Here is a 22,903-nt window from a genome sequence, read left to right as displayed (position 1 = left end):
GTGATGCCTCCCTCAGTGGCCGGTCTTCGGGTTGTACGTCGCCGGCTTCACGGGCATCTCGACGGTGACCGTTCCGGATTTGGCGAAGTGCAGCTGTACGGACACCTTTTCGCCCTGTTTCGGCTTGTGGGTGAGCTTTTCGAACATGAGGTGGTTGCCGCCGCTCGTGAAGTCCAGTTCGCCGTGCGCGGGCACGGTGAACGACTTCTCCTCCTCCATCGCGCCGCCCTCGGTGGAGTGCAGCGTGACGTCGCCGGCGAGACCGCTGGTGACGGAGGTGAGCGTGTCGGCGCCGCCGGAGTTGGTGACGGTGAAGAAGCCGGCCGCCATGTCGGCGGTGACGGGCTGGGGCATGTAGGCCCCGGCGACCTTCAGCTCCGGCGCGGTGGAGGAGGAGTCGCCCGAGCCGCCGCAGCCGACGAGGACCAGGCCGCCGCAGCCGGCGAGTACCATCCCCGCCGCCAGCATCGCGGCCGGACCGCCGAGACGGCGGCTCACGGGTTCTCCCCCTTGATGATCTTGGGTATGTCGCGGATGTAGTCGTCGACGGTGGCGTCCTGGCCGTAGACCACATAACCCCCGTTGGTCTTCGGTGAGAACGCGATGACCTGGGTGCCGTGGGTGGAGACGATCTTGCCGTCCTTGTCCTTCTTCGGCGGCTCGATGCTGATGCCGAGGGTGCGGGCGCCGGCCTGGATGGTGGAGAAGTCGCCGGTGAGGCCCACGATGGAGGGGTCGATGCCCTTGAGCCAGGCGCCGAGTGCGGAAGGGGTGTCACGCTCGGGGTCGGTGGTGACGAAGACGATCCGCAGCGAGTCCTTCTGCGCCTGGGTGAGCTGCTTGCTCCGGTCCACCTCCTTCTTGGCGACGGCGAGGTTGTTCATCGTCAGCGGGCAGACGTCGGGGCAGTGGGTGTAGCCGAAGTAGATCAGTGTCGGCTTGTCCTTCGTCTGAGCGCGGAGGTCGTACTTCTTGCCGTGGGTGTCGGTGAGGACGAGGTCCGGCTTCTCGAACGGCTGGTCCAGCACCGTTCCGGCCTTCTCGGAGCCGGGCTCGGCGGAGACGACGGCGACCGGCTTGTCCCCGCCGTCACCGGACCCGCAGGCGGTGAGGGTGAGCGCGGCGGTGGCGAGGAGGGCGGCCGCTGCGAGCGTCTTCTTGGTGCGCATAGAGAAATGTCCCAGATGTCAGATCTTACGGGTGCGCCCGGGGCCGTACGTGGCGTGTGACGGCGTGTCGTACGGCCCCTGCGCGCCCGGAGGCGAAGTGGATCTCAGGCGTCGGTGGTGCGCCGGCGGCCGGCCAGGACGCCGTACGCCACGCCCGCCGCGCCGACGACGATGCCGACGACGCCGAGGACGCGGGCGGTGGTGTCGGTGCCGCCGGAGGTGGTGTCGGCAGCGGTGTCCTTGGCGGCCGACGTGTCGGAGGCGTCCTCGGCCGTGGAGCCGTGGTGGCCGGAGGAGGAGGCGGAGGCCAGTTCGAGCACCGGGGCGGGGTTCTCGGGCTCGCCCTGACCCTGCTTCTGCGGCTCGATCCAGCGCACCACCTCGTTGTTCGAGTACGTCTGGAGGGCCTTGAAGACGAGCTGGTCGGTGTCCTCGGGGAGCTGGCCGACGGAGAGCGGGAACTTCTGGAAGTAGCCCGGCTCGATGCCCTTACCGGTGGCGGTCCAGGTGACCTTGGTCACGGCCTCGTCGATCTGCCGTCCGTGCAGTGTGAGCGGCTTGGCGAGCTTGGACTTGGTGACCTGCGCCTTCCAGCCGTCGAGCGGCTCCGGCATCACCGAGGCCAGCGGGTGGTCGGTCGGGAAGCTGACCTCGAGCTTGGTGGTCGAGGCGTCGTCCCGCTCGTTCGGGACCTTGAAGTCGACGACCGCGTAACCGCCCTTGGCGGCCTGACCCTCCGGCTGCACGGTCACGTGTGCGAAGGCGGGCGCGGACAGGACGAGGACGGCCGATGCGGCGGCGGCACCGGCGACGGCGAGGCGGGAGCCCTTCAGGGAACCCTTGATGGCCTTCATGGCGTGAGACCACTCCACTTCGAGTGAGAGTCCGTTGGCGAAGAGAGATGCGCGTGCGCGGGGCCGACCACGGCCGTGGCCGGTCCCTGGTTACGGGCACGCGCGCGTGCCGCGCGACGGCAGCCTCTCCCGTACGGACGGGTGGAGTGATGCGGTCGCGTCAGGCAGCGAGGACGAACGGAGTGGAGGACGGCGGTCCGCGCCGGATCACCGTGTGCTGCAGCGTGGTCGTCCGCGGCTTCGGCGGCAGCAGGAAGAGGGGGCGAGGGGCGCGCGGCCCCGCGTCGGGCGCGCCCGCGAGCCCGGACAGGAGGGCGCGCGCGAGGGTGAACGACGAGCGGAGGGCTCGTACGAGCGCCCCCTCCGCGACTCCGTGCGCCGACAGCCGCATGAGCCGCAGCAGCGCCATGTCCCCGTGGCGCAGCACCCATCCGGCGGCGACGGCGGCGAGGAGGTGTCCGAGCAGCATGGGCACCGAGGGCAGGACCGACCACCACGAGCCGGCGGCCGACAGGGCGTCGGCCGGGTGGTGCGCGGTGGCCGTGTCCGCCGCGGGGACGAGCCGCGCGTCGGAGAGGATCTTCTGGGCGTGCGCGGGGGAGAGGGTCGCGGCGGCGGCGCCGCACATCAGGTGCGCGGCCCGGGCCACGAGCGCGGCGTCGTCCGTGGACATCGCCTCCGACGTCATGGCGCCGGAGTGCTGCCCGAGCCCGAACAGCGTGTGCAGTGCGATCTGGCCCACCGCGAGGACCGCCGCGATGCCCGGCAGCGAGCGCTCCCGCCCGGCGAGCAGGGCGGCGACGGCGAACACGCCGAGGAAGCCGGCGCCCAGCGTCCACAGTGGGACGGTGGCGCAGGAGGCGACCCCGTGCCCGGCCGCGGCCAGCACGACGCAGACCGCGGCGAACACCGCGGCCCGCAGGACCCGGAGATCGCATCCGGTGCGCGCCGTGCGCGGGTGGGGGGCACTCATGGCGGCCTCATCATCCCACCGGCCTGGGCGGGGCCGTACGGCAGGTCCGCAAGATGATGTAAATGCGATAATCGGGGAAGTGATCCGGAAGATCACGTTCTGTCGATCCGTCTCCAAGCCGTCCCCGCATACACCCGACCCTTGCCCCGGCGCATCCGCCGAACGGGCGGGAAGTCGACAATCGGGCGATTGCCCCCGCGCACTCGTGGCAATACGTAACGGTATGTCGAGCCGCGGCCAGGAGGCTGGAGCATGAGCATCTGGTGGTCACTCCATCTGCGGCGCGAAGCTGCGAGCGTGCCGCTCGCCCGACGACTCCTGCTGGGCACGATGGAGACCGCGGGCGTCGACCCGGACGTCTCCTACGACCTCTCCGTCGCCCTGAGCGAGGCCTGCGCCAACGCGGTGGAGCACGGGGGCGACACCGCGAACGGCGGTGTGTCGGAGGCGTACCGGGTCACGGCCTACCTCGACGGCGAGAAGTGCCGCATCGAAGTCGCCGACTCCGGCCCGGGTTTCCCCGCCGGCAGACCTCGTACGGTGACCCGCCCGGTGTGCCCGGACGCCGAGCACGGCCGTGGCCTGGGTCTCATCGAGGAGCTCGCCGACCACGTGCACATCGGCAACAAGCCGGGCCGCGGCGGCGCGGTGGTGAGCTTCGACAAGATCCTCAAGTGGCGCACCGACTCTCCGCTGCTGGCGGTGTAGTGCCCGAAGACTCCGTTCGGACCGGTGGCCGACTCGGCGTCCGGCACGGGACGTTCGCGGCCGAGACGTCTTCGCGGACCTGTGCGGGCGACCCGGACTCGACGACCGTCAGCGGCAGTCGGCCGCGGACCCCGCACCTCATGGGACGGGCCGGGCACCCGTCGGTGCCCGGCCCGTCGCGCCGTCGCTTCCGTGTCAGCCCTTCAGGGACGCCATCCACGCCTCGACCTCGTCGGAGCGGCGCGGCAGGGCCGCCGAGAGGTTCCGGTTGCCGTCCTCGGTGACCAGGATGTCGTCCTCGATGCGCACGCCGATGCCGCGGTACTCCTCCGGGACGGTCAGGTCGTCCGCCTGGAAGTACAGGCCCGGCTCCACCGTGAGCACCATGCCGGGCTCCAGCGTGCCGTCCACGTACGTCTCGACGCGCGCGGCCGCGCAGTCGTGGACGTCCATGCCGAGCATGTGGCCCGTGCCGTGCAGGGTCCAGCGGCGCTGCAGGCCCAGCTCCAGCACCCGCTCCACCGGGCCCTCGACCAGACCCCACTCGACCAGCTTCTCGGCGAGCACGCGCTGCGCGGCGTCGTGGAAGTCGCGGTACTTGGCGCCCGGCTTCACCGCGGCGATACCGGCCTCCTGGGCCTCGTACACCGCGTCGTAGATCTTCTTCTGGATCTCGCTGAAGCGACCGTTGACGGGCAGCGTGCGGGTCACGTCCGCGGTGTAGTACGTGTGCGTCTCCACACCGGCGTCCAGGAGCAGCAGGTCGCCGGAGCGGACGGGGCCGTCGTTGCGCACCCAGTGCAGGGTGCAGGCGTGCGGGCCGGCGGCCGCGATGGTGCCGTATCCGACGTCGTTGCCCTCCACACGCGCCCGGAGGAAAAACGTGCCCTCGACGTACCGCTCGGAGGTGGCCTCCGCCTTGTCGAGGACCTTCACCACGTCCTCGAAGCCGCGCACGGTGGAGTCGACCGCCTTCTGCAGCTCGCCGACCTCGAACGCGTCCTTGACCAGCCGCATCTCGGAGAGGAAGACCCGCAGCTCCTCGTCCCGCTCGGCGGTGACCTTGTCGTGCAGGGCGGTCTCGATGCCCGCGTCGTACCCGCGGACCACGCGGACCGGGCCGGTGGCCTCCTTCAGCTTCCCGGGCAGCTCGCGCACGTCCGAGGCCGGGATGCCGTACAGCTTCTCCGCCTCGGTGAGCGAGTGGCGGCGGCCGACCCACAGCTCGCCCTGGCCGGAGAGCCAGAACTCGCCGTTCTCCCGGTCGGAGCGGGGCAGCAGGTAGAGCGTCGCCTTGTGGCCGCCATCGGCGGGCTCGAGGACCAGGACGCCGTCCTCGGTCTGGTTGCCGCTGAGGTAGGCGTACTCGACGGAGGCGCGGAAGGGGTACTCCGTGTCGTTCGAGCGCGTCTTCAGGTTGCCCGCGGGGATCACCAGGCGCTCGCCCGGGAAGCGCGCGGACAGCGCGGCACGGCGGGCGGCGGTCTCGGCGGCCTGGGCGATCGGCTCGAGGTCGTACAGCTCGGTGTCGGCCCAGCCCGACTTCATGTTCTCGGCCAGCTCGTCGGACACGCCCGGGTACAGGCCGTTCTTGCGCTGCTTGATCGGCTCTTCGGTCTCCTCCGGCGCCTCCGGGGTCTCCGGGGTCGCCGGGCCCGCTGCGGTAGCAGCAGGATCCGATACCGGGGTCTCCGGCGTGAGCTCGTCCGCCACGGTCATCCTCCTTGGATACGGCACTGGGCCACCCCCATCGTACGGTCGTACAGGCGGGGGCCAGGGCGGGAAAAGGCCGTCACCCGGCGTGGGCGTGGGCTCACTCGAAGCGTGCCGCCAGCAGCACCACGTCCTCCGTGCTGTCGGTGTCGCCGAGCCCGTCCGGCAGCACCGTCCGCAGGATGTGGTCGGCGACCGCTCCCGGGTCGATGCGCAGCGGTCTGGGCACACTCGTGGCCGCCGCGTGCAGCCGGGTGAAGGCGCGGTCCATGGGGTCGCCGGTGCGCTGCAGCAGCCCGTCGGTGTAGAGCAGTACGGTCTCGCCCGGCTCCGCGGTCAGTTCGATGCTCGGCGCCTCCCAGCAGGCCAGCATGCCGAGGGGGGCCGACAGCGAGGTCTCCACGAACTCGGTGCGTCTGGGGCCGATCACCAGGGGCGGGCTGTGCCCGGCTCCGGCGAGCGTGAGCTTGCGCAGCGCGGGCTCGCAGTACGCGAACAGGGCGGTGGCCGAGCGGGCGGGCTCGGTGAGCCGCAGCAACAGCTCCAGGTCGGAGAGGACCGCCACCGGGTCCTCGCCCTCCATCACGGCGTACGCGCGCAGCGAGGCCCGCAGCCGGCCGGTCGCGGCGACCGCGCCGGGTCCCGAGCCGGTGACGGACCCGACGGCGAGGCCGAGCGCGGCGTCGGGCAGCGGCAGCGCGTCGTACCAGTCGCCGCCACCGCGCGGACTCGTGCGACGACGGGCGGCGAGCTGGACGCCGGGGATGCGGGGCAGCCGGGTGGGCAGGAGTTCGTCGGCGATCGCCGCCATGCACGCGCGCGTGCGCTCGATCTCCACCATGCGCGCCAGGTGCTCGGTGGCGTAGCGGGCGTACAGACCGACGAGGTGGCGCTGGCGTTCGACCGGCTCGGCGGGTTCGTCGTAGAGCCAGACGGCGGCACCGAGGCGGCCGGCGCCATCGGTGGACAGGGCGAGCGCGTAGCTCGCGGCGTAGCCGAGGCGGGCGGCCACCTCGCGGTGGCGGGGGTCGAGCCCGTCCTCGGAGAACAGGTCGGGCTGCGCGATCCCGCGCTCCCCGCCCGGCAGTCCCTCCAGGATCCTGCCGTACGACAGGGAGCTGCGTGGAACGGTCTCGATGTGCCCGAGGTCGGCGCGGCCCAGGCCGAGGCCGATCGTGGTGTCCGGGCCGAGTCCGTCGTGTGGTTCCAGTACGACGAGACCGCGCCGGGCGCCCACCAGGGCGGCTCCGGCGCGCAGCATTTCCTGGAGCGCTTCGGCGAGGGAGCCGGTGCGGGCCAGGCGTTCGGTCAGTTCGTGGAGCGTCGTCAGATCGGAGACCCAGCCCGCGAGCCGGTCCTGCAGGAGTGTTCCCGGGCCGGAGGGGTCGGAAGGGCCGGTGGAGGTCGATGAGGCGGCCGAGGGGGCTTCCGTGGCGGCAGGCGTCGGCGCGACAGTGTGGGTGGGTGGGGGAACCGGTGCATTGATTCCGGCCACTTTCGGAGGGTGAGGGGCGTTCATGTCGTCCGGCCTTCGGGCCGGAGCGTATCGCTCGATAGCATCGCAAACCCCCATGTCAATCTGCGCCGCTAGCGGTGGCTCCACATGTACACGCACTCAGGAGGGGATGTCCAGCATTGTCCTGCTGGGATTCCTGGTGTCCGGGGTGCAGGTTCTCCCCCCTTACGGGACAGCAAAGTTGGCTTAAAACAGTCTCAGGGATCGATGTATTGCGGTCGACTGGCCTTGTTCAACGGAGCGTCACAGCGGTCGTGATGGGTACGTACTCGGTGAAGGCCAGGGGTGGTTGGGGGCCATCCGGAACCTGGCACCGCAACCGGGCGTCATAACCACCGACGGCCGAGCCCCATCCTCCCGTGGTGGAGGCGGCGAGTAAGAGCGGGACGGCAAATCGCCAGGCGCCGCCACCCCACGCCACGCCCATGCTTGTGGTGGGCGCAGTATGGACGCGGACGCAGCCAACGCTCGGCCCATAGGGGTTCCCCTTGTCCCGGACAGGGGTGTGATGCGCCAGTAGGTACGCACAGTGAAGTGATCGACACATGATGTGATGTGGTCCTCGGTGTTGCCGGCGTGCAACGGAAAGGAACGAGCGCTCATGCGCGAGATCCTCGGAAGGCGACGCAGGCTCCTGTCCAGGCGGAACAACGGGAGGCCTGAGTTGATCAGCGCGGCCCTGACCTTCGCGACCGAATGGCAGTGGCCCGTACTCCCGGGTGTGGCACCTGACCCGCAGGGGCGTGCCCGCTGCGGTTGTCCCGACCCGGAGTGCACGGTGCCCGGCGCGCACCCGTTCGACCCCGGGCTGCTCGCGGCCACCACCGACGAACGCATGGTGCGCTGGTGGTGGACCAACCGGCCGTCCGCGCCGATCGTGCTGGCCACCGGGGGCACGGCGCCCTGCGCCGTGAGCCTGCCCGCCCTCGCCGCCTCGCGCGCCCTGGCCGCGCTCGACCGGAAGGGCATGCGTCTCGGCCCGGTTGTGGCGGCGCCGCACCGCTGGTCGATCCTCGTGGCCCCCTACTCCATGGAGCAACTCGGCGAGTTGCTGTACGCCAAGGACTTCGTCCCCGGCTCGCTGCGTTTTCACGGCGAGGGCGGCTATCTGGCGCTGCCTCCGTCGGAGACCGGCCACGGCGCGATCCGCTGGGAGCGGGCACCGCTGCCGGGGTCCGCCTCGCCCTGGGTGCCCGACGTGGAGGCCGTGGTGGACGCGGTCGTGGACGCACTCACTCGTACGGGTGTGAGCGCGCCCGAGTTCTGAGGGTGTCGGGCGCGCGGCGGACCTGACGCCCGTGATCGGCCGATATCTTCGGCCTCATGCTGATTCGTCCTGGGGGTCACGGGAAACGGGGGATGGAGACGGGCGTGGGGGCCGACGATCGGCCCAAGTCCGGCCGGATGCGGCTGCTCGCGCTCCTCGGCGTGGTGGCGGCCGTCATCGCGGTGCCGATCGCCGTGGCGTCCGCCGGGCCGGTCGGTGACACGGACCGCGCCTCGCTCCACCCGCCCGTGCACGAGGACGCGAAGCGGCGGGTGCCCTCACGGCCCCGGCTGCTGGGTCTCGGGCTCGCCACCGCGGCTCGCTGCGGCCCCCAGCTCTCCTCGCGCGACGGCATCGAGGCGCAGACGTGTGTGCTGACGCAAGGGCGGGACACCTGGGCGCGCACCTACTACCGCAACGCCACCGGCGAGAGGCTGACCGGGGTCCTGAGCTTCATGGCGCCGGGCGGGCGCAGCGTGGAGATGCACTGCGCGGTGGATTCCGCGGACGACCCGGCGGTCTGTGACACGCCACGGCAGCGCGTGGCGGGCGACATGGGGGCGTACTCGGCGGTCGCGGAGTTCTCCCGGAGCGACGGGAGCGGACCGCTGCTGCTGCGCTCGGGAAGCGACCAGGCGACCGCGAGCGGACAGTGAACCCCCGGTCCGTACGGCACTGACGCGCCGGTCGGGTACGGCACTGACGCGCCGGTCGGGTACGGCACCGACCGCCGTTCTCGTACGGCGGCGACTCGCCGCTCGTCTGTGGTGGTGAATCAGTGAACTCGGCGACCCGCTACGGCAGTTGATGTCGCGGCTCGACGCGCCGCGCGTACCCGCACATGGAAAGACCCGGTTGCTGGCGACGGGGGATGCACCAGCAACCGGGCTACTGGAACCGTAACAAGAGATCGGCTGTTCGCAAATTCGATCTCGGCTATTCGGACACGGATTGGCCGGTCGCAGCAGGGTCTTGTGACAGGAGTCACCTGAGGCCGGACGTCGCGGTGGCCGGTCCGGCCCGACCGGGGGATCGGGCCGGTACTGTGCGTCAGCTCAGCGTGACCTGTCGGTTGGTCAGCCCGCCGCGGGCCCGGCGCTCCTCCGCGGTGAGCGGCGCCTCGGTGGCCAGCGCGGTCGCGAGACGCTCGGCGAACTCGGCCGCCGGCTTCTCCACGTCGTCCGCGCCCATGCCGCTCGGCAGGTCCCAGACCGGCACCGTGAGCCCGTGCGCGCGGAAGGAGCCGACCAGGCGCGTGCCCTCGGCGAGGCTCGACCGGCCGGCCGCGTGCAGCCGCGCGAGCGCGTCCAGAAGCCGTTCCTCGGAGTGCGGCATGACCCACCGCAGGTGGTTCTTCTCGGGGGTCTCGCACCAGTACGCGGCGTCCACGCCGGTCAGCCGGACGGTGGGGATCGCTGCGGCGTTGGCCCGCTCCAGGGAGGCGGCCACCTCCGGTGTCGTGTTCTCCGCGTCCGGGACCCAGAACTCGAAGCCGCTGTGCACGACCGGCTCGAAGGGGCCCTCGGGGTCCAGCAGGTCCTGCAGGCGCGGGCCGTCGGCGGGCGGCCGGCGGCCCTGGACCGGGGTGCCCGGCTCGGCGGTGAGAGCGCGCTGGAGGGTGTCGGCGAGGTCGCGGCTGAGGTCGCCCGACGCCGTGTCGTTCTGCAGGCCGAGGAGGATCGAGCCGTCGTCGCGGCGCAGCGCCGGCCATGCCATCGGCAGGACCGTGGCGAGCGTGACCGAAGGGACGCCCTCGGGGAGTTCGTCCCGGAGCTTGAGCTCGGCGGTCGCCGCCGGCACCAGTTCGCGCAGCGCCACCCAGTCGCACTCGCCGGGCAGTCCCTCGAAGGGGCGCTGCACCAGCTCGGTCACCGCGTGCGCGGCGGCACGGCCGTGACAGGCCTTGTAGCGGCGGCCACTGCCGCAGGGGCAGGGCTCCCGGCCGCCGACGACCGGGACGTCCCCGTCGGCACGGGCACCGCCCGTGGGCTGCGGGCGCTTGGCCTGGGTCTGGGGTCGCTTCTTGGCCATCGTGCGTGTCTCCCGGTTACGGCTCGTTTCGTACGGTCGCGAGCCTAGCCGCTCGTACCACTCCGGAAGGGATCCTGTGGACAACGCACCGAAGGGTCCACCTGGGGGTACGCGGATCGGGGTAGGGAGGGAGCGTCCATGTACCGCTGCGACCCTGCACGTGCTCTGCCCGTGCACGTGCTGTGCCCCCGTACGTGCTGTGCCCCCGTACGTGCTGTGCCCCCGTACGTGCTGCGCCGAGGAACCGACGTCCGTCGGGCGACCCGGCCGCCTCAGTCCAACGCGTCGAACGCGTCCCCGAAATCCAGCCCCGGCATCTGCGACACGGAGGGTGCCGTGACGCGTGAGGCGAAGTCCTCGCTGCGGCGGGCCGAGGCGGTGTCGTCCTGGACGACGACCCAGACCGTGACCTCGCCGTGGGCGTCGTCCCGCACGCCCCAGTCCTTGGCCAGCGCCCTGATGATGTTGAGCCCCCGGCCGCCGCGCGCGGTCACCGACGGGGTCGCCGGAACCGGGCGGGTCGGGCCGCCGCCGTCCGTCACCTCGACCGTGAGCCGCCCGGAGGTGTCGACGCGCCACGCGGCGCGCACGTCACCGTCCTCCGTCAGGCTGTCGCGGAGTGGTCTGCCGTGTCGACACGCATTGCTGAGCAGTTCCGAAAGGATCAGTACTGCATCGTCGATGACCGATTCCGATACACCACCGGTGCGCAACTGATCGCGCATCCGGTGTCTCGCTTCCCCCACGCCCGCAGGACCATGGGGTACGGCCATGCTCGACGACGTGGGCACCTCCTGTGCCACCACCAACGCCACCCCCGAGACCTCCTTTGCCCCACGCCACGGTGTGAATGCCCCAAGCGACCGGACCGGAAACCGTCCGTACACACGGGGTGATGCACTTGACACGAACGAACACGGAACGAACGCGCCGGTGCACTCCCTGTCATCGCGTTGGCTGGTTTTCGCCCATATGCGAGTCCCGGAGCAGAAACGTTCCGTGGCGGAGGCCGGCCGCGCTCAGCGACCGATCCGGTCCAGCACGGCGCGCGGGCGGTTGGTGATGATGGCGTCGACACCCAGCTCCAGGCAGAGGTCGACGTCGTCCGGCTCGTTCACCGTCCACACGTGCACCTGGTGACCGACTCGCTTCAGCCGCTGGATGTACGCCGGGTGAGTGCGCACGATCCGCATCGAGGGCCCCGCGATCCGGACCCCCGCCGGCAGCCGCCCGTCCCGCAGCCGGGGCGAGAGGAACTGCAGCAGGTACACCGTCGGCAATGTCGGCGAGGCCGCCCGCACCCGGTGCAGCGACCGCGCCGAGAAGCTCATGATCCGTACCGGCGACTTCTGCGCGGACTCGGGGGCGTCCAGGCCGAACCGCTTCAGCAGGAGCAGCAGCCGGTCCTCGACCTGCCCCGCCCAGCGCGTCGGGTGCTTGGTCTCGATGGCCAGGTCGATGGGCCGACCGGCGTCGGCGACGAGCTCCAGCAGCCGCTCCAGGGTGAGCACCGAGGTGTCCTCGGGGTCCTGCGGCCGGTGCTCCCAGTCGGGCTCCTCGTCGCCCCTCTTCCAGGAGCCGAAGTCCAGCGCGGCGAGTTCGGCGAGCTCCAGGGCGGAGACGGCGCCGCGCCCGTTGGACGTGCGGTTCACGCGCCGGTCGTGGACGCAGACGAGGTGTCCGTCCGCGGTCAGCCGGACGTCGCACTCGAGGGCGTCGGCACCGTCCTCGATCGCCTTCTTGTACGCGGCCAGGGTGTGCTCGGGGGCGTCCTCGGAGGCCCCGCGGTGGGCGACCACCTGGACCGGGTGCTGTCGTGCGTGGGTCACCGCGTCATCGTCCCACCGTCCCGGGGTACCCGTGGGACCGCTGGACGACGTGAGGGGATCGAAGAGATGCCGGGAATGCAGATTTCTGTTCGCACCAGTCCGTTATAAAGGGTGGTCACGGACCCACAGCCGCCGTTTATGGTGCCCTGACGTCCGGTGGGAAAAGCTTGACGGCGTACAAAGGGACATGCACAGCTGAGCGCCCTGCGCCGCGCGTGGGTGAGCGAGTGCGGCCGAGTGCGACCGAGAAGACAGCCGTGGAACGAGGAGAAGAGCTGTGAGCACCGAGAACGAGGGCACTTCGGTACCCCCGGCCCCGTCTGCACCCCCCGTGCCGGCGGACGCTCCCGCTTCCGCGCCGGGCGCGGCTCCCGAGGGGCAGGCGCCGTCCGCGGAGACCCCGGGCGCGGCGGGCGGTCCCCCGGAGGCAGGCGCGCCGTTCGGACCGGGCGCCCCGCAGCCGCCGCGGCCCGAGGGAGCGCCGCAGCCGGAGGGCGCGGCGACGGCGCAGCTCCCTCCGGTGCCGCCGGGCCGCCCCTGGGCCTCCTCCGCCCCCGAGTCGGGCTGGCCGCCGCCTCCGCCGGCCACTCCCGCGTACGCGGGCGGCGGCGGTGCGGCCGACCCCTGGGGCGCCCCGTACGAGAACCAGGCTCCCCAGCCCAAGAGCAGGCGGGGCGGTCTGGTCGCCGCGGTCCTCGTCGCCGCGCTGGTGGCGGGCGGCGTCGGCGGCGGCATCGGTTACCAGCTCGCGAAGAACGACGACTCCAGCGGCTCCACAACGGTCTCCGCCGCCACCAGCGGCGGCGATGTGAAGCACGACAACGGCACGGTCGCCGCCGTGGCCGCCAGGGCACTGCCGAGCACGGTCACCATCGAGGCCGAGTCCACGGGCGGCCAGGGCGGCACCGGCACGGGCTTCGTCTTCGACAAGCAGGGCCACATCATCACCAACAACCACGTCGTCGCCGAGGCGGTCGACGGCGGGAAGCTCACGGCGACGTTCCCCAACGGCAAGAAGTACGACGCCGAGATCATCGGCCACGCGCAGGGGTACGACGTGGCCGTCATCAAGCTCAAGAACGCCCCCTCGGACCTCCAGCCCCTCGCGCTCGGCGATTCGGACAAGGTCGAGGTCGGCGATCCGGCGATCGCGATCGGCGCGCCCTTCGGCCTGTCGAACACGGTGACCTCGGGCATCATCAGCGCCAAGCACCGTCCGGTGGCCTCCAGCGACGGCAGCTCCGGGAGCAAGGCGTCGTACATGAGCGCCCTGCAGACGGACGCCTCGATCAACCCGGGCAACTCCGGCGGTCCGCTCCTGGACGCCCAGGGCGCGGTCATCGGAATCAACTCGGCGATCCAGTCCACGAGCAACGGCGGGTTCGGCAGCAGCGGCCAGTCCGGCTCGATCGGCCTGGGCTTCGCGATCCCGATCGACCAGGCGAAGTACGTCGCCCAGCAGTTGATCGCGACGGGCAAGCCGGTCTACGCGAAGATCGGCGCCTCGGTCTCGCTGGAGGACTCCGGCAGCGGCGCGAAGATCACCGAGCAGGGCACGGGCGGGTCCGCCCCGGTCGAGTCCGGCGGCCCCGCGGACAAGGCGGGCCTCAAGCCGGGCGACGTGATCACCAAGCTGGACGACACGGTGATCGACAGCGGCCCGACCCTGATCGGCGAGATCTGGACCCACAAGCCCGGCGACAAGGTGACGATCACCTACCAGCGCGACGGCAGGACCCACACCGTGGAACTGACCCTGGGCTCCCGCGTCGGCGACAACTGAGCCGCACGATGCACCCGGTGGCCCGGACGGGCACCGCCCGGGACCGGTGGGACTTTCCCACCGCGCCCCGGGTGGACCGTGGCTGAGCTGGGCCGCCCGAACGACCCGAGGGAACGGTCTTGGAAACCGCGGTGACGTGAAAGCGCCACTACGGGTTCGGATCCCACCGCCTCCGCTGGTCAGAGACCTACTGGTCGAAGGGTGCCCCTGGATGAGGGGCACCCGGGCACCCTTCCGCATGGGCCCGTCCACCTCGATCCAGCACCGTCTCGGCCGTGGAGTTCACCGGGCTCGTCGGTACACGGGCAGTCCCTCATGCCTCCGTTGGGACACCGAGCTCTGTGAGCAGGCCCCGCACGCGCTGCTCGATCTCGTCCCGGATGGGCCGCACCGCGCCGATCCCCCGGCCCGCCGGGTCGTCCAGTCGCCAGTCCAGGTACCGCTTGCCGGGAAACACCGGACAGGCGTCTCCGCAGCCCATCGTGATCACCACGTCCGAGGACCGCACCGCCTCCGTGGTGAGGGCCTTGGGCGTCTCGGCGGAGATGTCGATGCCGACCTCCGCCATCGCCTCGACCACGGCGGGGTTGACCGCGTCGGCGGGGGCGGAGCCGGCCGAGCGGACCTCCACCCGGTCACCGCCCAGGTGGGTCAGGAACGCGGCGCCCATCTGGGAGCGGCCGGCGTTGTGGACGCAGACGAACAGGACCGAGGGGCGCGGGGCGGGGGTGCTCATGGCGGGCGTCTTCCGGGAGAGGGGAGTGTGGGTCAGGAGGAGGCGGGTTCGGGCTCGACGCGGGGGACGACGACCTCGTCCCCGGCGGGAGCGGGACGGCCGTACACCGCGATGACGGCACCCAGCCCGAGCACGGCTCCCACCATTTGCGCAGCGATGAACGGGGCGACGGAGGCAGGGGCGATTCCGGCGAAGGTGTCGGTGAAGGCCCGGCCGATGGTCACTGCCGGGTTCGCGAAGGAGGTGGAGGAGGTGAACCAGTAGGCGGCACCGATGTACGAGGACACGGCCACCGGTGCCAGGGGCGCTCGGCCGATGCGTTCCAGGCCGAAGATCAGCAGCATCAACCCGGCCGTGGCGACCACCTCACCGAGCCACAGGTGAGAAGCGGACCGGTCGTGCGTGGACCACTCGACCACCGGTTCGGCGAACATGGCGTCGGCCAGGACCGCCCCGCCAACGGCCCCGGCGATCTGTGCGGGCACGTACGCGGCCACGTCCCGCAGGGTGAGGCCGTCGGTCCTGTGGCGGCCGGTGAACCAGGCGGCCAGGGTGACCGCCGGGTTGAAGTGCGCCCCGGAGACCGGCCCGAGCAGGGCGATCAGCACGCCCAGGCCGAAGACGGTGGCGAGGGAGTCGGCGAGCAACTGCACGCCCACGTCGCGCGACAGTTCGGCGGCCTGGATACCGGAGCCGACCACCACCGCCACCAGCAGCCCGGTTCCAACGGCTTCGGCGGCGAGCCGTCGGCCCAGGGGCGCGGTCACGCGGTGGCTCCGGCGGTCCGTGGCGCGGTGAGGTACGCGGCGAGCCGATCCAGGACGCCCGGCAGAACCCGGTAGTACACCCAGGTCCCGCGCCGTTCGCAGTCGATGAGTCCGGCCTGCCGGAGCAGCTTGAGGTGGTGGGAGATCGTCGGCTGGGACAGCTCGAAGGCGGGGGTCAGCTCGCACACACAGACCTCACCGCCCTCGCCGCGCGAGGCGATCATCGACATCAGCCGCAGCCGGACCGGGTCGCCGAGGGCCTTGAACACCTTCGCCAGCTCGGCCGCCTGGTCCTCGTCCAGCGGCGCCGTGGCCAGATGGGCGCAGCAGGCGGTGTCCTGCCCGATCACCGCGAGCTCTTGTTTCGACATGGCTCTATGTTGACGTTCTTCAATGCAAGGCGCAAGGTTGCATCAACGAACGTCGATACAGGCCGTTCCGGGGCGCCGCCATGCCCCGTCACCCGGGAGTGAGTCATGAGCGAACAGTCCACGGACCTGCGGGAAACCGTCCGCCGGCGCTACGCGGCGGCGGCGGTGAAGGTGACCGAGGGTGGTACCGCATGCTGCGGGCCGCAGCCGGTCGAGGCCGACGAGAACTTCGGCTCGACCCTGTACGCCGCCGACGAGCGCGACGCGCTGCCCGCCGAGGCCGTCGCCGCGTCACTCGGCTGCGGCAACCCGACCGCCGTCGCAGAACTGCGGGAGGGCGAACGCGTCCTCGACCTCGGGTCGGGCGGCGGCATCGACGTCCTGCTCTCCGCCCGACGCGTCGGACCCACCGGCAAGGCGTACGGGGTGGACATGACCGACGAGATGCTGACCCTGGCCCTGGCCAACGCCGAGAAGGCGGGGGCGACGAACGTCGAGTTCCTGAAGGGCACCATCGAGTCCGTCCCGCTGCCCGCGAACACCGTCGACGTGGTGATCTCGAACTGCGTGATCAACCTGTCCGTCGACAAGCCCGCCGTGTTCGCCGAGACCTTTCGTGTCCTGAAGCCCGGCGGCCGCATCGGCGTCTCCGACGTCGTCGCCGACGACACCCTCACACCCGAGCAGCGCGCCGAGCGCGGCGACCACGTCGGCTGCATCGCCGGTGCCCTGTCGTTCGCCGAATACCGCCGGGGACTGGAGGCGGCCGGCTTCACGGACGTCGAGATCACTCCCACCCACCCGGTGGCCGACGGCATGCACTCCGCCATCGTCCGCGCCGTCAAGCCCGCCGGCGCGACCGGGTCGGACGGCTCCTCCGCAACCGCCGCCTGCTGCGGCGTAACCGCCTGTTGCACCTCCGGCGAGCAGTCCGCCGATCCGTCCACCACCGTCGCTGAGGCCAAGGCCGCAAGCGGCTGCGGCTGTCAGAACTGACGGTGACCCGGACGTCGGCGGCAGGGTCGGGCCACATGCTGCCCGGCGGGGGCCCGAGGTGTGGAGGACAGGGGCAGGACGGCCAGTGGACCCCATGTGGACCACAAGCCCCGCGCGAGGCCGGAGGCCGGTAGGCTGTAGCCGCTCCGCCCCAGGTGGGCCGGGGCAGAGGTGGGTTGCCCGAGCGGCCTAAGGGAACGGTCTTGAAAACCGTCGTGGCGCAAGCCACCGTGGGTTCAAATCCCACACCCACCGCGCAGATGAACGGCCCCTGACCAGGTAATGCGGTCGGGGGCCGTTGTGCTGCGCGGTGCCCGCTCGTCACCGCGGTTCCCCGTGGTTTTTCGCAGGAGCGGGCACGGGTGGGGCACGGGCACCTTCTGATCCGTAGCCCTACAGAGATCGGCCGTTGAAGGTCATACAGGCTGCCTGGAAGCTCTTACAGGCGAGACAAGGCCCCATCTGAGAGAGGGCGCCTCAGTCGGCGGCCTGGATGTTCTTGACGACGGCGCCGTAGAAGCCGTCGTAGGCGACCTCCAGCTGGATCTGGCCGGAGCGGGCCTTGTTGTTCCAGCCGGCGATACGGACCCGGACCTTGTCGTGGACGGTGACCCCGTTGGCCATGTGCGCGGGCAGGACCGGCAGTGCGGTGTCCCCCTTACCGAGAGACACCCAGCGCTTGCCGTCCCACAGGTCGTAGGCGAGCGTGACGCCCGCCAGCGGGGAGCGGGAGCCCTGGCCGATCCAGGGGTAGACCTTCTTCGCCAGCGGCAGACCGGTGCGGTTGGTGAAGCTGACATCCAGGGTCAGCGGCTGCTTGGCCGTCAGGCTCTTCCCACCGCTCACCTCGGTGACGATCGGGCCCCCGTTGTTCAGGTCGAACGCGCCGATGTGGAACGGCATCGCACGCTCGGCCACGTTCCGGCCCTTGTCGGCGACGGCACCGAAGCCGATCTCGAGGCGGTCGTCGTTGATCGGGAACGCCTTGGTCGCGGCGACAGTGATCTTCCAGGTGTAGCTGGAGTGAGCAGGCAGCTTGAACGTGCTGCCCCAGTGGCCGCCCTTCGGGTAGAAGGACCCGATGAAGCCGCCGTCCTGGCTGGCGAAAAGGGAGGTGGTGGCCGGAGCGTGCACCGCCTGCACACTCAGCTTCACATCCCCGTCGGTCAGCGGCAGGGCACCGTGCGCGGCCCCGCTGAGCTCGCCGTTCATGGCTATCGCGGCGTCGGAGTGGTTGGTGACGGTGAAGTCGAAGGTCTTTGCCGCCCCACCCGGCAGCAGCGGACCGAGCTGGGCCGGGGTCGCCGTGATGGTGAGCGGGTTGGCGGTGGTGCTCTGCGTCGCGGCGTTCGCCGTACCGGGGAGCAGCGTGAGGGCGGCGGACGCGGCGGTGGCGGCGACGACGGTGGCGGTACCGGCGAGACGACGACGGACGGACATGGAAGGCCCCCCAGGCAACTTCGTGCTGAGCGATTCAGCGGCTCGTGCCGTGCCCTCCCCCGGGCCGGCACGACAACCATGGCACGAAGATCGTTCCTGACCGATCATCGGAACGTCACTGCTGAGCAACAGCGGAAGCGGCTTCCCGCTACGGCTCTGAACCGACTACGGGTGGGGCATCTCCGTCCGCATGACTGATACCCGGTCGGTACCCGTCCGGCCTGCGGAGAGGAGACCGCGGCCCTGGCCGCGCTCCGCACTCGCACGGCGGACTACGCAGCGGGCGCCTCTCGGCGAACGAGCCGACCAGCGCAGCACAGATCAGCGCTTGCTCAGTGCTGCACAGTGTCTAATCCACGGGCACGCGCGGTGCAGGGCTACGGGAAGGCTTCTGGTTCTCCAACGCGGTATCCAGAGCGCTGCGAATCTCCGGAGGCAGGCACGCACTCTGCGGCCACTGCACGACGTGGTCTGCCACCTCCCGCAGTTTGATGTTCGTGTGCTGCGATACCTGCTTGAGGATCGCCCACCCTTGTGTGGGCTGTACGCCGCCGTAGGCGATCACCACGCCGATCGCCTGGTCGATGAGGGCGTGCGAGTCGAGCGCCTGCTTCAGTTGCTCGATCTGCCTCCGCAGGTCGCGGATCTCGCGGTCGGCGTCAGAGCGGTCTTGCATGTTGATCCGCAACTTCCAAACGGCGCTGCATCAGTCCGTGCGCATCCGGGCTCTTCAGCGGAGGGGCTCAGGAGACGGCGGCGACGTCCACGGTCTCTCGAATCTCCAGGACGGTGTCGGCTCCAGTGATCGCAAACAGCCGCTGAAGCCGCCATGGCGGCGCGGCCACGCGCAGGGTGCCCACTCGATGGGTATGGATCAACAGATTGAGGAACGAGGAGTCCGCGAAGACGACATCGGAGGCGTCCAGGACCACCTTGGGATGCTTCCTGGCGGCGGTGTCCAGTGCGTGGGCCAAAGGCGGGATCGTATCCATGTCGTAGGAGCCGTGAGCGGCGACGACCCAGGCACCGCGCCATTCGTACTGGTCCAACGCAGCTTCCGGGGCCTGTTCGCCGGCCCGGCCCGACCCCTGCTCCCCGCCTGCGTCGCTCATAAGCCTTGGCGTGACAGCCTCATCCCGGGACACCTTCGGGGCTCCTTCCGTGGCGCTCCCCGTGGAGCACGTCAGAGATTACACGAAAAATATGTCATGTATCTGGGTTCGGCAATGGTGGCCCCCTAAAATGCGGGTCATGGTTGGAGTGCCCGAACCTCACAGTGGATGGACGTTCATCACCAGCCACGCGCGTGTGCTGGCAGCCATTGCCGAGAACCCAAGCATCCGGATCCGCGACATCGCTGCCCGCTGCCGGCTCACGGAGCGCGCCGTCCAGCGCATCATCTCCGACCTTGAGCAGGGCGGTTACCTCTCCCACACCCGTGATGGGCGCACGAACACCTACCGCATCGAGCCCGACAAGGTGCTGCGCCACCCGGCAGAGGCCGGCCTCACCGTGGCCTCTCTGCTTTCGCTGCTCATACAGGACGAGACCGAGCGCGCCAAGGCCCCGGTGGCTCAGTAGCCTTCGGCGAGCACTGACGGCGCAAGGTGTCCACAAGCGGCCGATCGCGACCCCGATCTTGCGCACCGCCCGCTGCCCCCGATACAACCGACCGGTGACGAGCGACTCCGGGCCGAACGCACGGTGGACCAAGGACAAGGCCGGAGCCACCCTGGCGGCCACAACCGGCTTCTTCTTCACTCTGGGGCCAGCTCGTGAAACGGCGAAGCAACTGACCCGGGAGTATGCGTATACAGCCGCTTCGCTCGCGAGCTTGGCGGTTGCGATCCTCACGTATTGGATCGGGTTGCGGGTGATGAGGAAACTCCCCTAACGGCCCCCTGCGATCACTCGCGGCCGGCCTGGGCCTGACCTGGGAGAACAGCTCGGTGGCGCCTGTCGCTTCTGCGCTCTGCAGCGCTTCGTCAGCGCGTTGATCCGCACCCGGCGGAACGGCCCCTGCCCAGGTCGATTGGTCAAGGGTCGCCGTCCTTTCCGGCTGGTCATGCGTGCTGGCTCAGGCACAGGAACTCGTGAGCCGGTACGACAAGTTCTCCGGGGGTCGGGTCGATCGCGCAGACCCTCACGGCCACCCTCTCCACTTCGACCGGACTGTTCGCGGCCGTCCTGCTCACCAGGCGCCAGCGATGCCTGGGCGGCACCTGTTTGGCCGACAGTTCGAAAGCGGCCAGTTCGACCCAGCGGTCGTAGTTGGTCGGGTAGCACCGCACGACGGTCCGGCACCGGCGGCAGGTGCGGGGCTCGGCCCATCCCACGTCGTCCGGGTCCGGGAGCGGCTCCGCTGCCGCAGTGGCCCCCTCGGCCAGGGCGAGCTCGTTGGCGACCGTGTTCCAGCACCTGTCGCACAGTTCGGCCGACAGGGGCACCAGGCGCCCGCGTTCCCGGACGTCGGGGCCGCTCGCGGAGCACAACAGGCATCGAGGCCTACTGACACCTTCGAGAACCGCCATTTTCCGAGTGTGCGTGCTCGAAACATCGGTCAAACAGGGCTTCTTTCGGCCTTGTTCGCTGAAGTCGCCCTTCAACGGCCCAATCGGTGCACAGCTTTCACTACCTCCTCAAACCATCTCGACGTGGCGCGGCGGCGCGTGGCGGTCACGGTCGTTGTGCCGTCATCCGGGCCGCCGACGCGAGGGTCGAGCGGGCCTCGCGTGCGGTGAGGCCCGTGCGGATCGCCGCGTCGAGCAGCGCGGGGGCCAGGTCGGGGCCGAAGCCGTTCTCGTAGGCCCGGCAGGCGGCCCAGAACAGGCGGGTGTTGCGCTGGCCCTCGTGCGCGGCGAGGACGAACTGGACCAGGCCCTGGCCGTGCCGGCCCGCCGACGAGGGGGTGGCGTGGGGCGGGCGCGGTGGGGGTGTCAGCAGGCGCAGCAGGGCGGGCGGGCAGGGCGCGGGCGGCAGGTGGGCGGTGCCCGGAGCCGCGCTGTACACGCCGTGCTCGGTGCGCGAGCCGGGGCCGACCAGGTAGCCGCCGGCGCCCCGGACGTCGATGCCGGGGGCGAGGCGGCTCGCCGAGTTCGGTACGACGACGTCCGGCGGACCGCTCAGCCACAGGTGGCGGCCGCCGCTCGGGGTCAGTACGACCACCGTCGCGGGGATGGTGAACAGGTGGCGCAGGGCGAGTTCGCGCAGGGCCGTGGAGGAGTCGGTGCCGGACTTGGTGTCGAGGTCGATGCCGATCAGGTGGTGGGGGTGCAGCCCGCAGGCGATGCCGTAGCCGGTGGCCCGGGGCGCGGCGGCGAACATCTCGCGAATGCGGCGGGGGTCGGTCGTGGCGTCGTACACCCCGTGTCCGAAACGGCCGCATGCGCCGTGGCAGGCGGGTGCCGTCGGGTCGGGGTCGTCGCGGTGGGGGGATCGCAGGGCCGGCAGCTTCGTACGGGACAGCGGGATCACCGCCAGGCCGCGCTCCGCGGCGGACAGGGCGTGGGCCAGGGCCAGGGTGGTGGCCTGCCGTTCGGTGGTGGCCATGACTCTATGTTCGTACGTATGTTCGAAAATGGGAAGAGGGGTGGGTGGGTGCGGGGCGGCCCTCGGGAAGGACCTTGACAGTCCCACCTAACTGACGGACAGTCAGAAAGTCTTGCTCGCAGTGCTCCCCAGCGAGTTCCTGTCGCCACGAGATCCGGGAGGCCCGCCACGATGCCGGTCGAGGAGGACTTCGCCGCGCGGCTGAAGGCGTACGAGGGGCGGCCGGCCGTCGTCGCGGGGATCGGCAAGGACCCGGTCAACGCGCCCATGATCCGGCACTGGTGTGAGGCGATGGGCGACACCAACCCCGCGTACACCGGCCCGGACGCCATCGCTCCGCCCACCATGCTCCAGGTGTGGACGATGAGCGGCCTGTCCGGGCATGCCGGGCGCACGCGGGCGTACGACGAACTGTTCGCCCTGCTCGACCAGGCCGGCTGCACCTCCGTCGTCGCCACCGACAGCGAGCAGGAGTACCTGCGCCCGCTGCGCCCCGGCGACGAGGTCACGTTCGACGTGGTGATCGAGTCGGTCTCGGACCGCAAGCGCACGAAGCTCGGCACGGGGTACTTCGTGACGACGCGGATGGACGTACGCGTGGACGGCGTGCCGGTGGGGACCCACCGGTTCCGGATCCTCAAGTACGCGCCCGCCCGGCACGCTTCCGCCACCACCGAGCTCGCCCCCCTGCAGTCCGCCGCCTCCGAGGCCGTCACCCCCCAGTCCGCCACCACCGAGCCCGCCGCCAGACGGCCCCGCCCGGTGATCAACCGGGACAACGCCGGATTCTGGGAGGGCGTCGCCCGGCATCGGCTGCTGATCCAGCGGTGCGCCGGCTGCGGTACCCCGCGCTTCCCCTGGCTGCCCGGGTGCACCGTGTGCGGCTCGCCGGAGTGGGACACGTTCGAGGCGAGCGGGGCCGGCACCGTCTACTCGTACGTCGTCGTGCACCATCCGCCCTTCCCGGCCTTCGACCCGCCCTACGCCGTCGGCCTGATCGAGCTCGCCGAGGGCGTCCGGATCGTCAGCAACGTGACCGGGGTGCCGTACGACAAGGTGCGGATCGGCATGCCGGTACGCCTGGAGTTCGTGCGATACGACGAGGAGCTGGAGCTCCCGGTGTTCCGCGCCGACGACGACGGCGGCGCCACCGCCGCCACCACCGACGCCGGTGACGACGGCCGTGGGGTGGCGCCGTGAG

24 protein-coding genes and 1 tRNA gene are annotated in these 22,903 nt (G+C 71.0%); 8 read left to right on the top strand and 17 right to left on the bottom strand.

Features of this window, described 5'->3' with window-relative positions:
* Positions 1–12 precede the first annotated feature (12 nt).
* The 4 genes from ACZ4SW_RS32615 to ACZ4SW_RS32600 all read right to left on the bottom strand — a co-directional run bounded on the left by ACZ4SW_RS32615 (position 13) and on the right by ACZ4SW_RS32600 (position 2,996).
* Positions 13–468 (bottom strand): copper chaperone PCu(A)C, encoded by a 456-nt coding sequence (locus tag ACZ4SW_RS32615; protein WP_468252602.1) that lies wholly within the window; start codon positions 466–468, stop codon positions 13–15.
* A 26-nt stretch (positions 469–494) separates the two neighbouring features.
* Entirely contained in the window at positions 495–1,169 is a 675-nt protein-coding gene (locus tag ACZ4SW_RS32610; RefSeq protein WP_468252527.1) for an SCO family protein, read from the bottom strand.
* A 104-nt stretch (positions 1,170–1,273) separates the two neighbouring features.
* Complete coding sequence (locus ACZ4SW_RS32605) at positions 1,274–2,023, bottom strand: YcnI family copper-binding membrane protein (RefSeq protein ID WP_468252525.1); 750 nt, start codon at positions 2,021–2,023, stop codon at positions 1,274–1,276.
* A 160-nt stretch (positions 2,024–2,183) separates the two neighbouring features.
* Complete coding sequence (locus tag ACZ4SW_RS32600; protein ID WP_468252524.1) at positions 2,184–2,996, bottom strand: hypothetical protein; 813 nt, start codon at positions 2,994–2,996, stop codon at positions 2,184–2,186.
* Positions 2,997–3,248: 252 nt separating this feature from the next.
* Between ACZ4SW_RS32600 and ACZ4SW_RS32595 the strand changes: the two genes are divergently transcribed.
* Positions 3,249–3,704, top strand: coding sequence for an ATP-binding protein (locus tag ACZ4SW_RS32595; protein ID WP_468252522.1), 456 nt, complete (start codon positions 3,249–3,251; stop codon positions 3,702–3,704).
* A 195-nt stretch (positions 3,705–3,899) separates the two neighbouring features.
* Here the strand turns inward: ACZ4SW_RS32595 and ACZ4SW_RS32590 are convergent, their stop codons facing one another.
* A complete protein-coding gene (locus ACZ4SW_RS32590; protein ID WP_468252521.1) occupies positions 3,900–5,417 on the bottom strand; it encodes an aminopeptidase P family protein in 1,518 nt (505 codons plus the stop codon).
* A gap of 100 nt (positions 5,418–5,517) precedes the next feature.
* Complete coding sequence (locus ACZ4SW_RS32585; RefSeq protein WP_468252520.1) at positions 5,518–6,990, bottom strand: PP2C family protein-serine/threonine phosphatase; 1,473 nt, start codon at positions 6,988–6,990, stop codon at positions 5,518–5,520.
* Positions 6,991–7,534: 544 nt separating this feature from the next.
* Here ACZ4SW_RS32585 and ACZ4SW_RS32580 point away from each other — a divergent pair.
* Both ACZ4SW_RS32580 and ACZ4SW_RS32575 read left to right on the top strand, forming a co-directional pair.
* The gene (locus ACZ4SW_RS32580; protein WP_468252518.1) at positions 7,535–8,200 is read left to right on the top strand and encodes a bifunctional DNA primase/polymerase; all 666 of its coding nucleotides are present in this window, start codon (positions 7,535–7,537) and stop codon (positions 8,198–8,200) included.
* Positions 8,201–8,292: 92 nt separating this feature from the next.
* The gene (locus ACZ4SW_RS32575; protein ID WP_468252517.1) at positions 8,293–8,856 is read left to right on the top strand and encodes a hypothetical protein; all 564 of its coding nucleotides are present in this window, start codon (positions 8,293–8,295) and stop codon (positions 8,854–8,856) included.
* A 394-nt stretch (positions 8,857–9,250) separates the two neighbouring features.
* Here ACZ4SW_RS32575 and ACZ4SW_RS32570 read toward each other — a convergent pair whose 3' ends face one another.
* The 3 genes from ACZ4SW_RS32570 to ACZ4SW_RS32560 all read right to left on the bottom strand — a co-directional run bounded on the left by ACZ4SW_RS32570 (position 9,251) and on the right by ACZ4SW_RS32560 (position 12,060).
* Positions 9,251–10,231: a DUF5926 family protein gene (locus ACZ4SW_RS32570; RefSeq protein ID WP_468252516.1), complete on the bottom strand. Its 981-nt coding sequence runs from the start codon at positions 10,229–10,231 to the stop codon at positions 9,251–9,253.
* 272 nt (positions 10,232–10,503) lie between these two features.
* Positions 10,504–11,046, bottom strand: a complete 543-nt coding sequence (locus ACZ4SW_RS32565) for an ATP-binding protein (RefSeq protein ID WP_468252514.1) — start codon at positions 11,044–11,046, stop codon at positions 10,504–10,506.
* 204 nt (positions 11,047–11,250) lie between these two features.
* Positions 11,251–12,060: a glycerophosphodiester phosphodiesterase gene (locus ACZ4SW_RS32560; RefSeq protein WP_468252513.1), complete on the bottom strand. Its 810-nt coding sequence runs from the start codon at positions 12,058–12,060 to the stop codon at positions 11,251–11,253.
* 277 nt (positions 12,061–12,337) lie between these two features.
* Here ACZ4SW_RS32560 and ACZ4SW_RS32555 point away from each other — a divergent pair, with 277 nt between their 5' ends.
* Positions 12,338–13,843 (top strand): S1C family serine protease, encoded by a 1,506-nt coding sequence (locus ACZ4SW_RS32555; protein ID WP_468252511.1) that lies wholly within the window; start codon positions 12,338–12,340, stop codon positions 13,841–13,843.
* Positions 13,844–14,156: 313 nt separating this feature from the next.
* Here ACZ4SW_RS32555 and ACZ4SW_RS32550 read toward each other — a convergent pair whose 3' ends face one another.
* The 3 genes from ACZ4SW_RS32550 to ACZ4SW_RS32540 are packed head-to-tail and all read right to left on the bottom strand — an operon-like array spanning position 14,157 to position 15,717.
* Positions 14,157–14,579, bottom strand: a complete 423-nt coding sequence (locus ACZ4SW_RS32550; RefSeq protein WP_468252510.1) for an arsenate reductase ArsC — start codon at positions 14,577–14,579, stop codon at positions 14,157–14,159.
* Positions 14,580–14,611: 32 nt separating this feature from the next.
* Positions 14,612–15,346 (bottom strand): aquaporin, encoded by a 735-nt coding sequence (locus ACZ4SW_RS32545; protein WP_468252508.1) that lies wholly within the window; start codon positions 15,344–15,346, stop codon positions 14,612–14,614.
* Positions 15,343–15,717, bottom strand: a complete 375-nt coding sequence (locus ACZ4SW_RS32540) for an ArsR/SmtB family transcription factor (protein WP_468252507.1) — start codon at positions 15,715–15,717, stop codon at positions 15,343–15,345. Before ACZ4SW_RS32540 ends, ACZ4SW_RS32545 begins: the two co-directional genes overlap by 4 nt.
* 105 nt (positions 15,718–15,822) lie before the next feature.
* Between ACZ4SW_RS32540 and arsM the strand changes: the two genes are divergently transcribed.
* Positions 15,823–16,713, top strand: coding sequence for an arsenite methyltransferase (arsM, locus tag ACZ4SW_RS32535; protein ID WP_468252505.1), 891 nt, complete (start codon positions 15,823–15,825; stop codon positions 16,711–16,713).
* A 170-nt stretch (positions 16,714–16,883) separates the two neighbouring features.
* Positions 16,884–16,968 (top strand) — tRNA-Ser (locus ACZ4SW_RS32530).
* 222 nt (positions 16,969–17,190) lie between these two features.
* On the opposite strand, the gene ACZ4SW_RS32525 is transcribed toward ACZ4SW_RS32530, so the two are convergent.
* From ACZ4SW_RS32525 to ACZ4SW_RS32515, 3 genes are all read right to left on the bottom strand, one after another.
* Positions 17,191–18,153, bottom strand: a complete 963-nt coding sequence (locus ACZ4SW_RS32525; RefSeq protein WP_468252503.1) for a hypothetical protein — start codon at positions 18,151–18,153, stop codon at positions 17,191–17,193.
* A 349-nt stretch (positions 18,154–18,502) separates the two neighbouring features.
* Positions 18,503–18,841: an ANTAR domain-containing protein gene (locus ACZ4SW_RS32520; protein WP_468252502.1), complete on the bottom strand. Its 339-nt coding sequence runs from the start codon at positions 18,839–18,841 to the stop codon at positions 18,503–18,505.
* A 55-nt stretch (positions 18,842–18,896) separates the two neighbouring features.
* Positions 18,897–19,265 carry an STAS domain-containing protein gene (locus tag ACZ4SW_RS32515; RefSeq protein WP_468252501.1) on the bottom strand — a complete coding sequence of 123 codons (369 nt, stop codon included), beginning with the start codon at positions 19,263–19,265 and terminating at the stop codon, positions 18,897–18,899.
* A 139-nt stretch (positions 19,266–19,404) separates the two neighbouring features.
* On the opposite strand from ACZ4SW_RS32515, the gene ACZ4SW_RS32510 reads away from it, so the two are divergent.
* Positions 19,405–19,734 (top strand): helix-turn-helix transcriptional regulator, encoded by a 330-nt coding sequence (locus tag ACZ4SW_RS32510; protein ID WP_468252499.1) that lies wholly within the window; start codon positions 19,405–19,407, stop codon positions 19,732–19,734.
* Between the two features lie 482 nt (positions 19,735–20,216).
* Here ACZ4SW_RS32510 and ACZ4SW_RS32505 read toward each other — a convergent pair whose 3' ends face one another.
* Both ACZ4SW_RS32505 and ACZ4SW_RS32500 read right to left on the bottom strand, forming a co-directional pair.
* The gene (locus ACZ4SW_RS32505; protein ID WP_468252498.1) at positions 20,217–20,684 is read right to left on the bottom strand and encodes a DUF6083 domain-containing protein; all 468 of its coding nucleotides are present in this window, start codon (positions 20,682–20,684) and stop codon (positions 20,217–20,219) included.
* Positions 20,685–20,829: 145 nt separating this feature from the next.
* Positions 20,830–21,702, bottom strand: a complete 873-nt coding sequence (locus ACZ4SW_RS32500; protein WP_468252496.1) for a bifunctional DNA primase/polymerase — start codon at positions 21,700–21,702, stop codon at positions 20,830–20,832.
* A 171-nt stretch (positions 21,703–21,873) separates the two neighbouring features.
* Between ACZ4SW_RS32500 and ACZ4SW_RS32495 the strand changes: the two genes are divergently transcribed.
* Positions 21,874–22,902, top strand: coding sequence for a bifunctional MaoC family dehydratase N-terminal/OB-fold nucleic acid binding domain-containing protein (locus ACZ4SW_RS32495; protein ID WP_468252495.1), 1,029 nt, complete (start codon positions 21,874–21,876; stop codon positions 22,900–22,902).
* Position 22,903: the final 1 nt, after the last annotated feature.

The sequence above is a fragment of the Streptomyces sp. NPDC028331 genome (genome assembly GCF_055565775.1).
The sequence above is the reverse complement of the archived record's forward strand: the minus strand, read 5'-3'. Positions and strand labels throughout refer to the sequence as shown.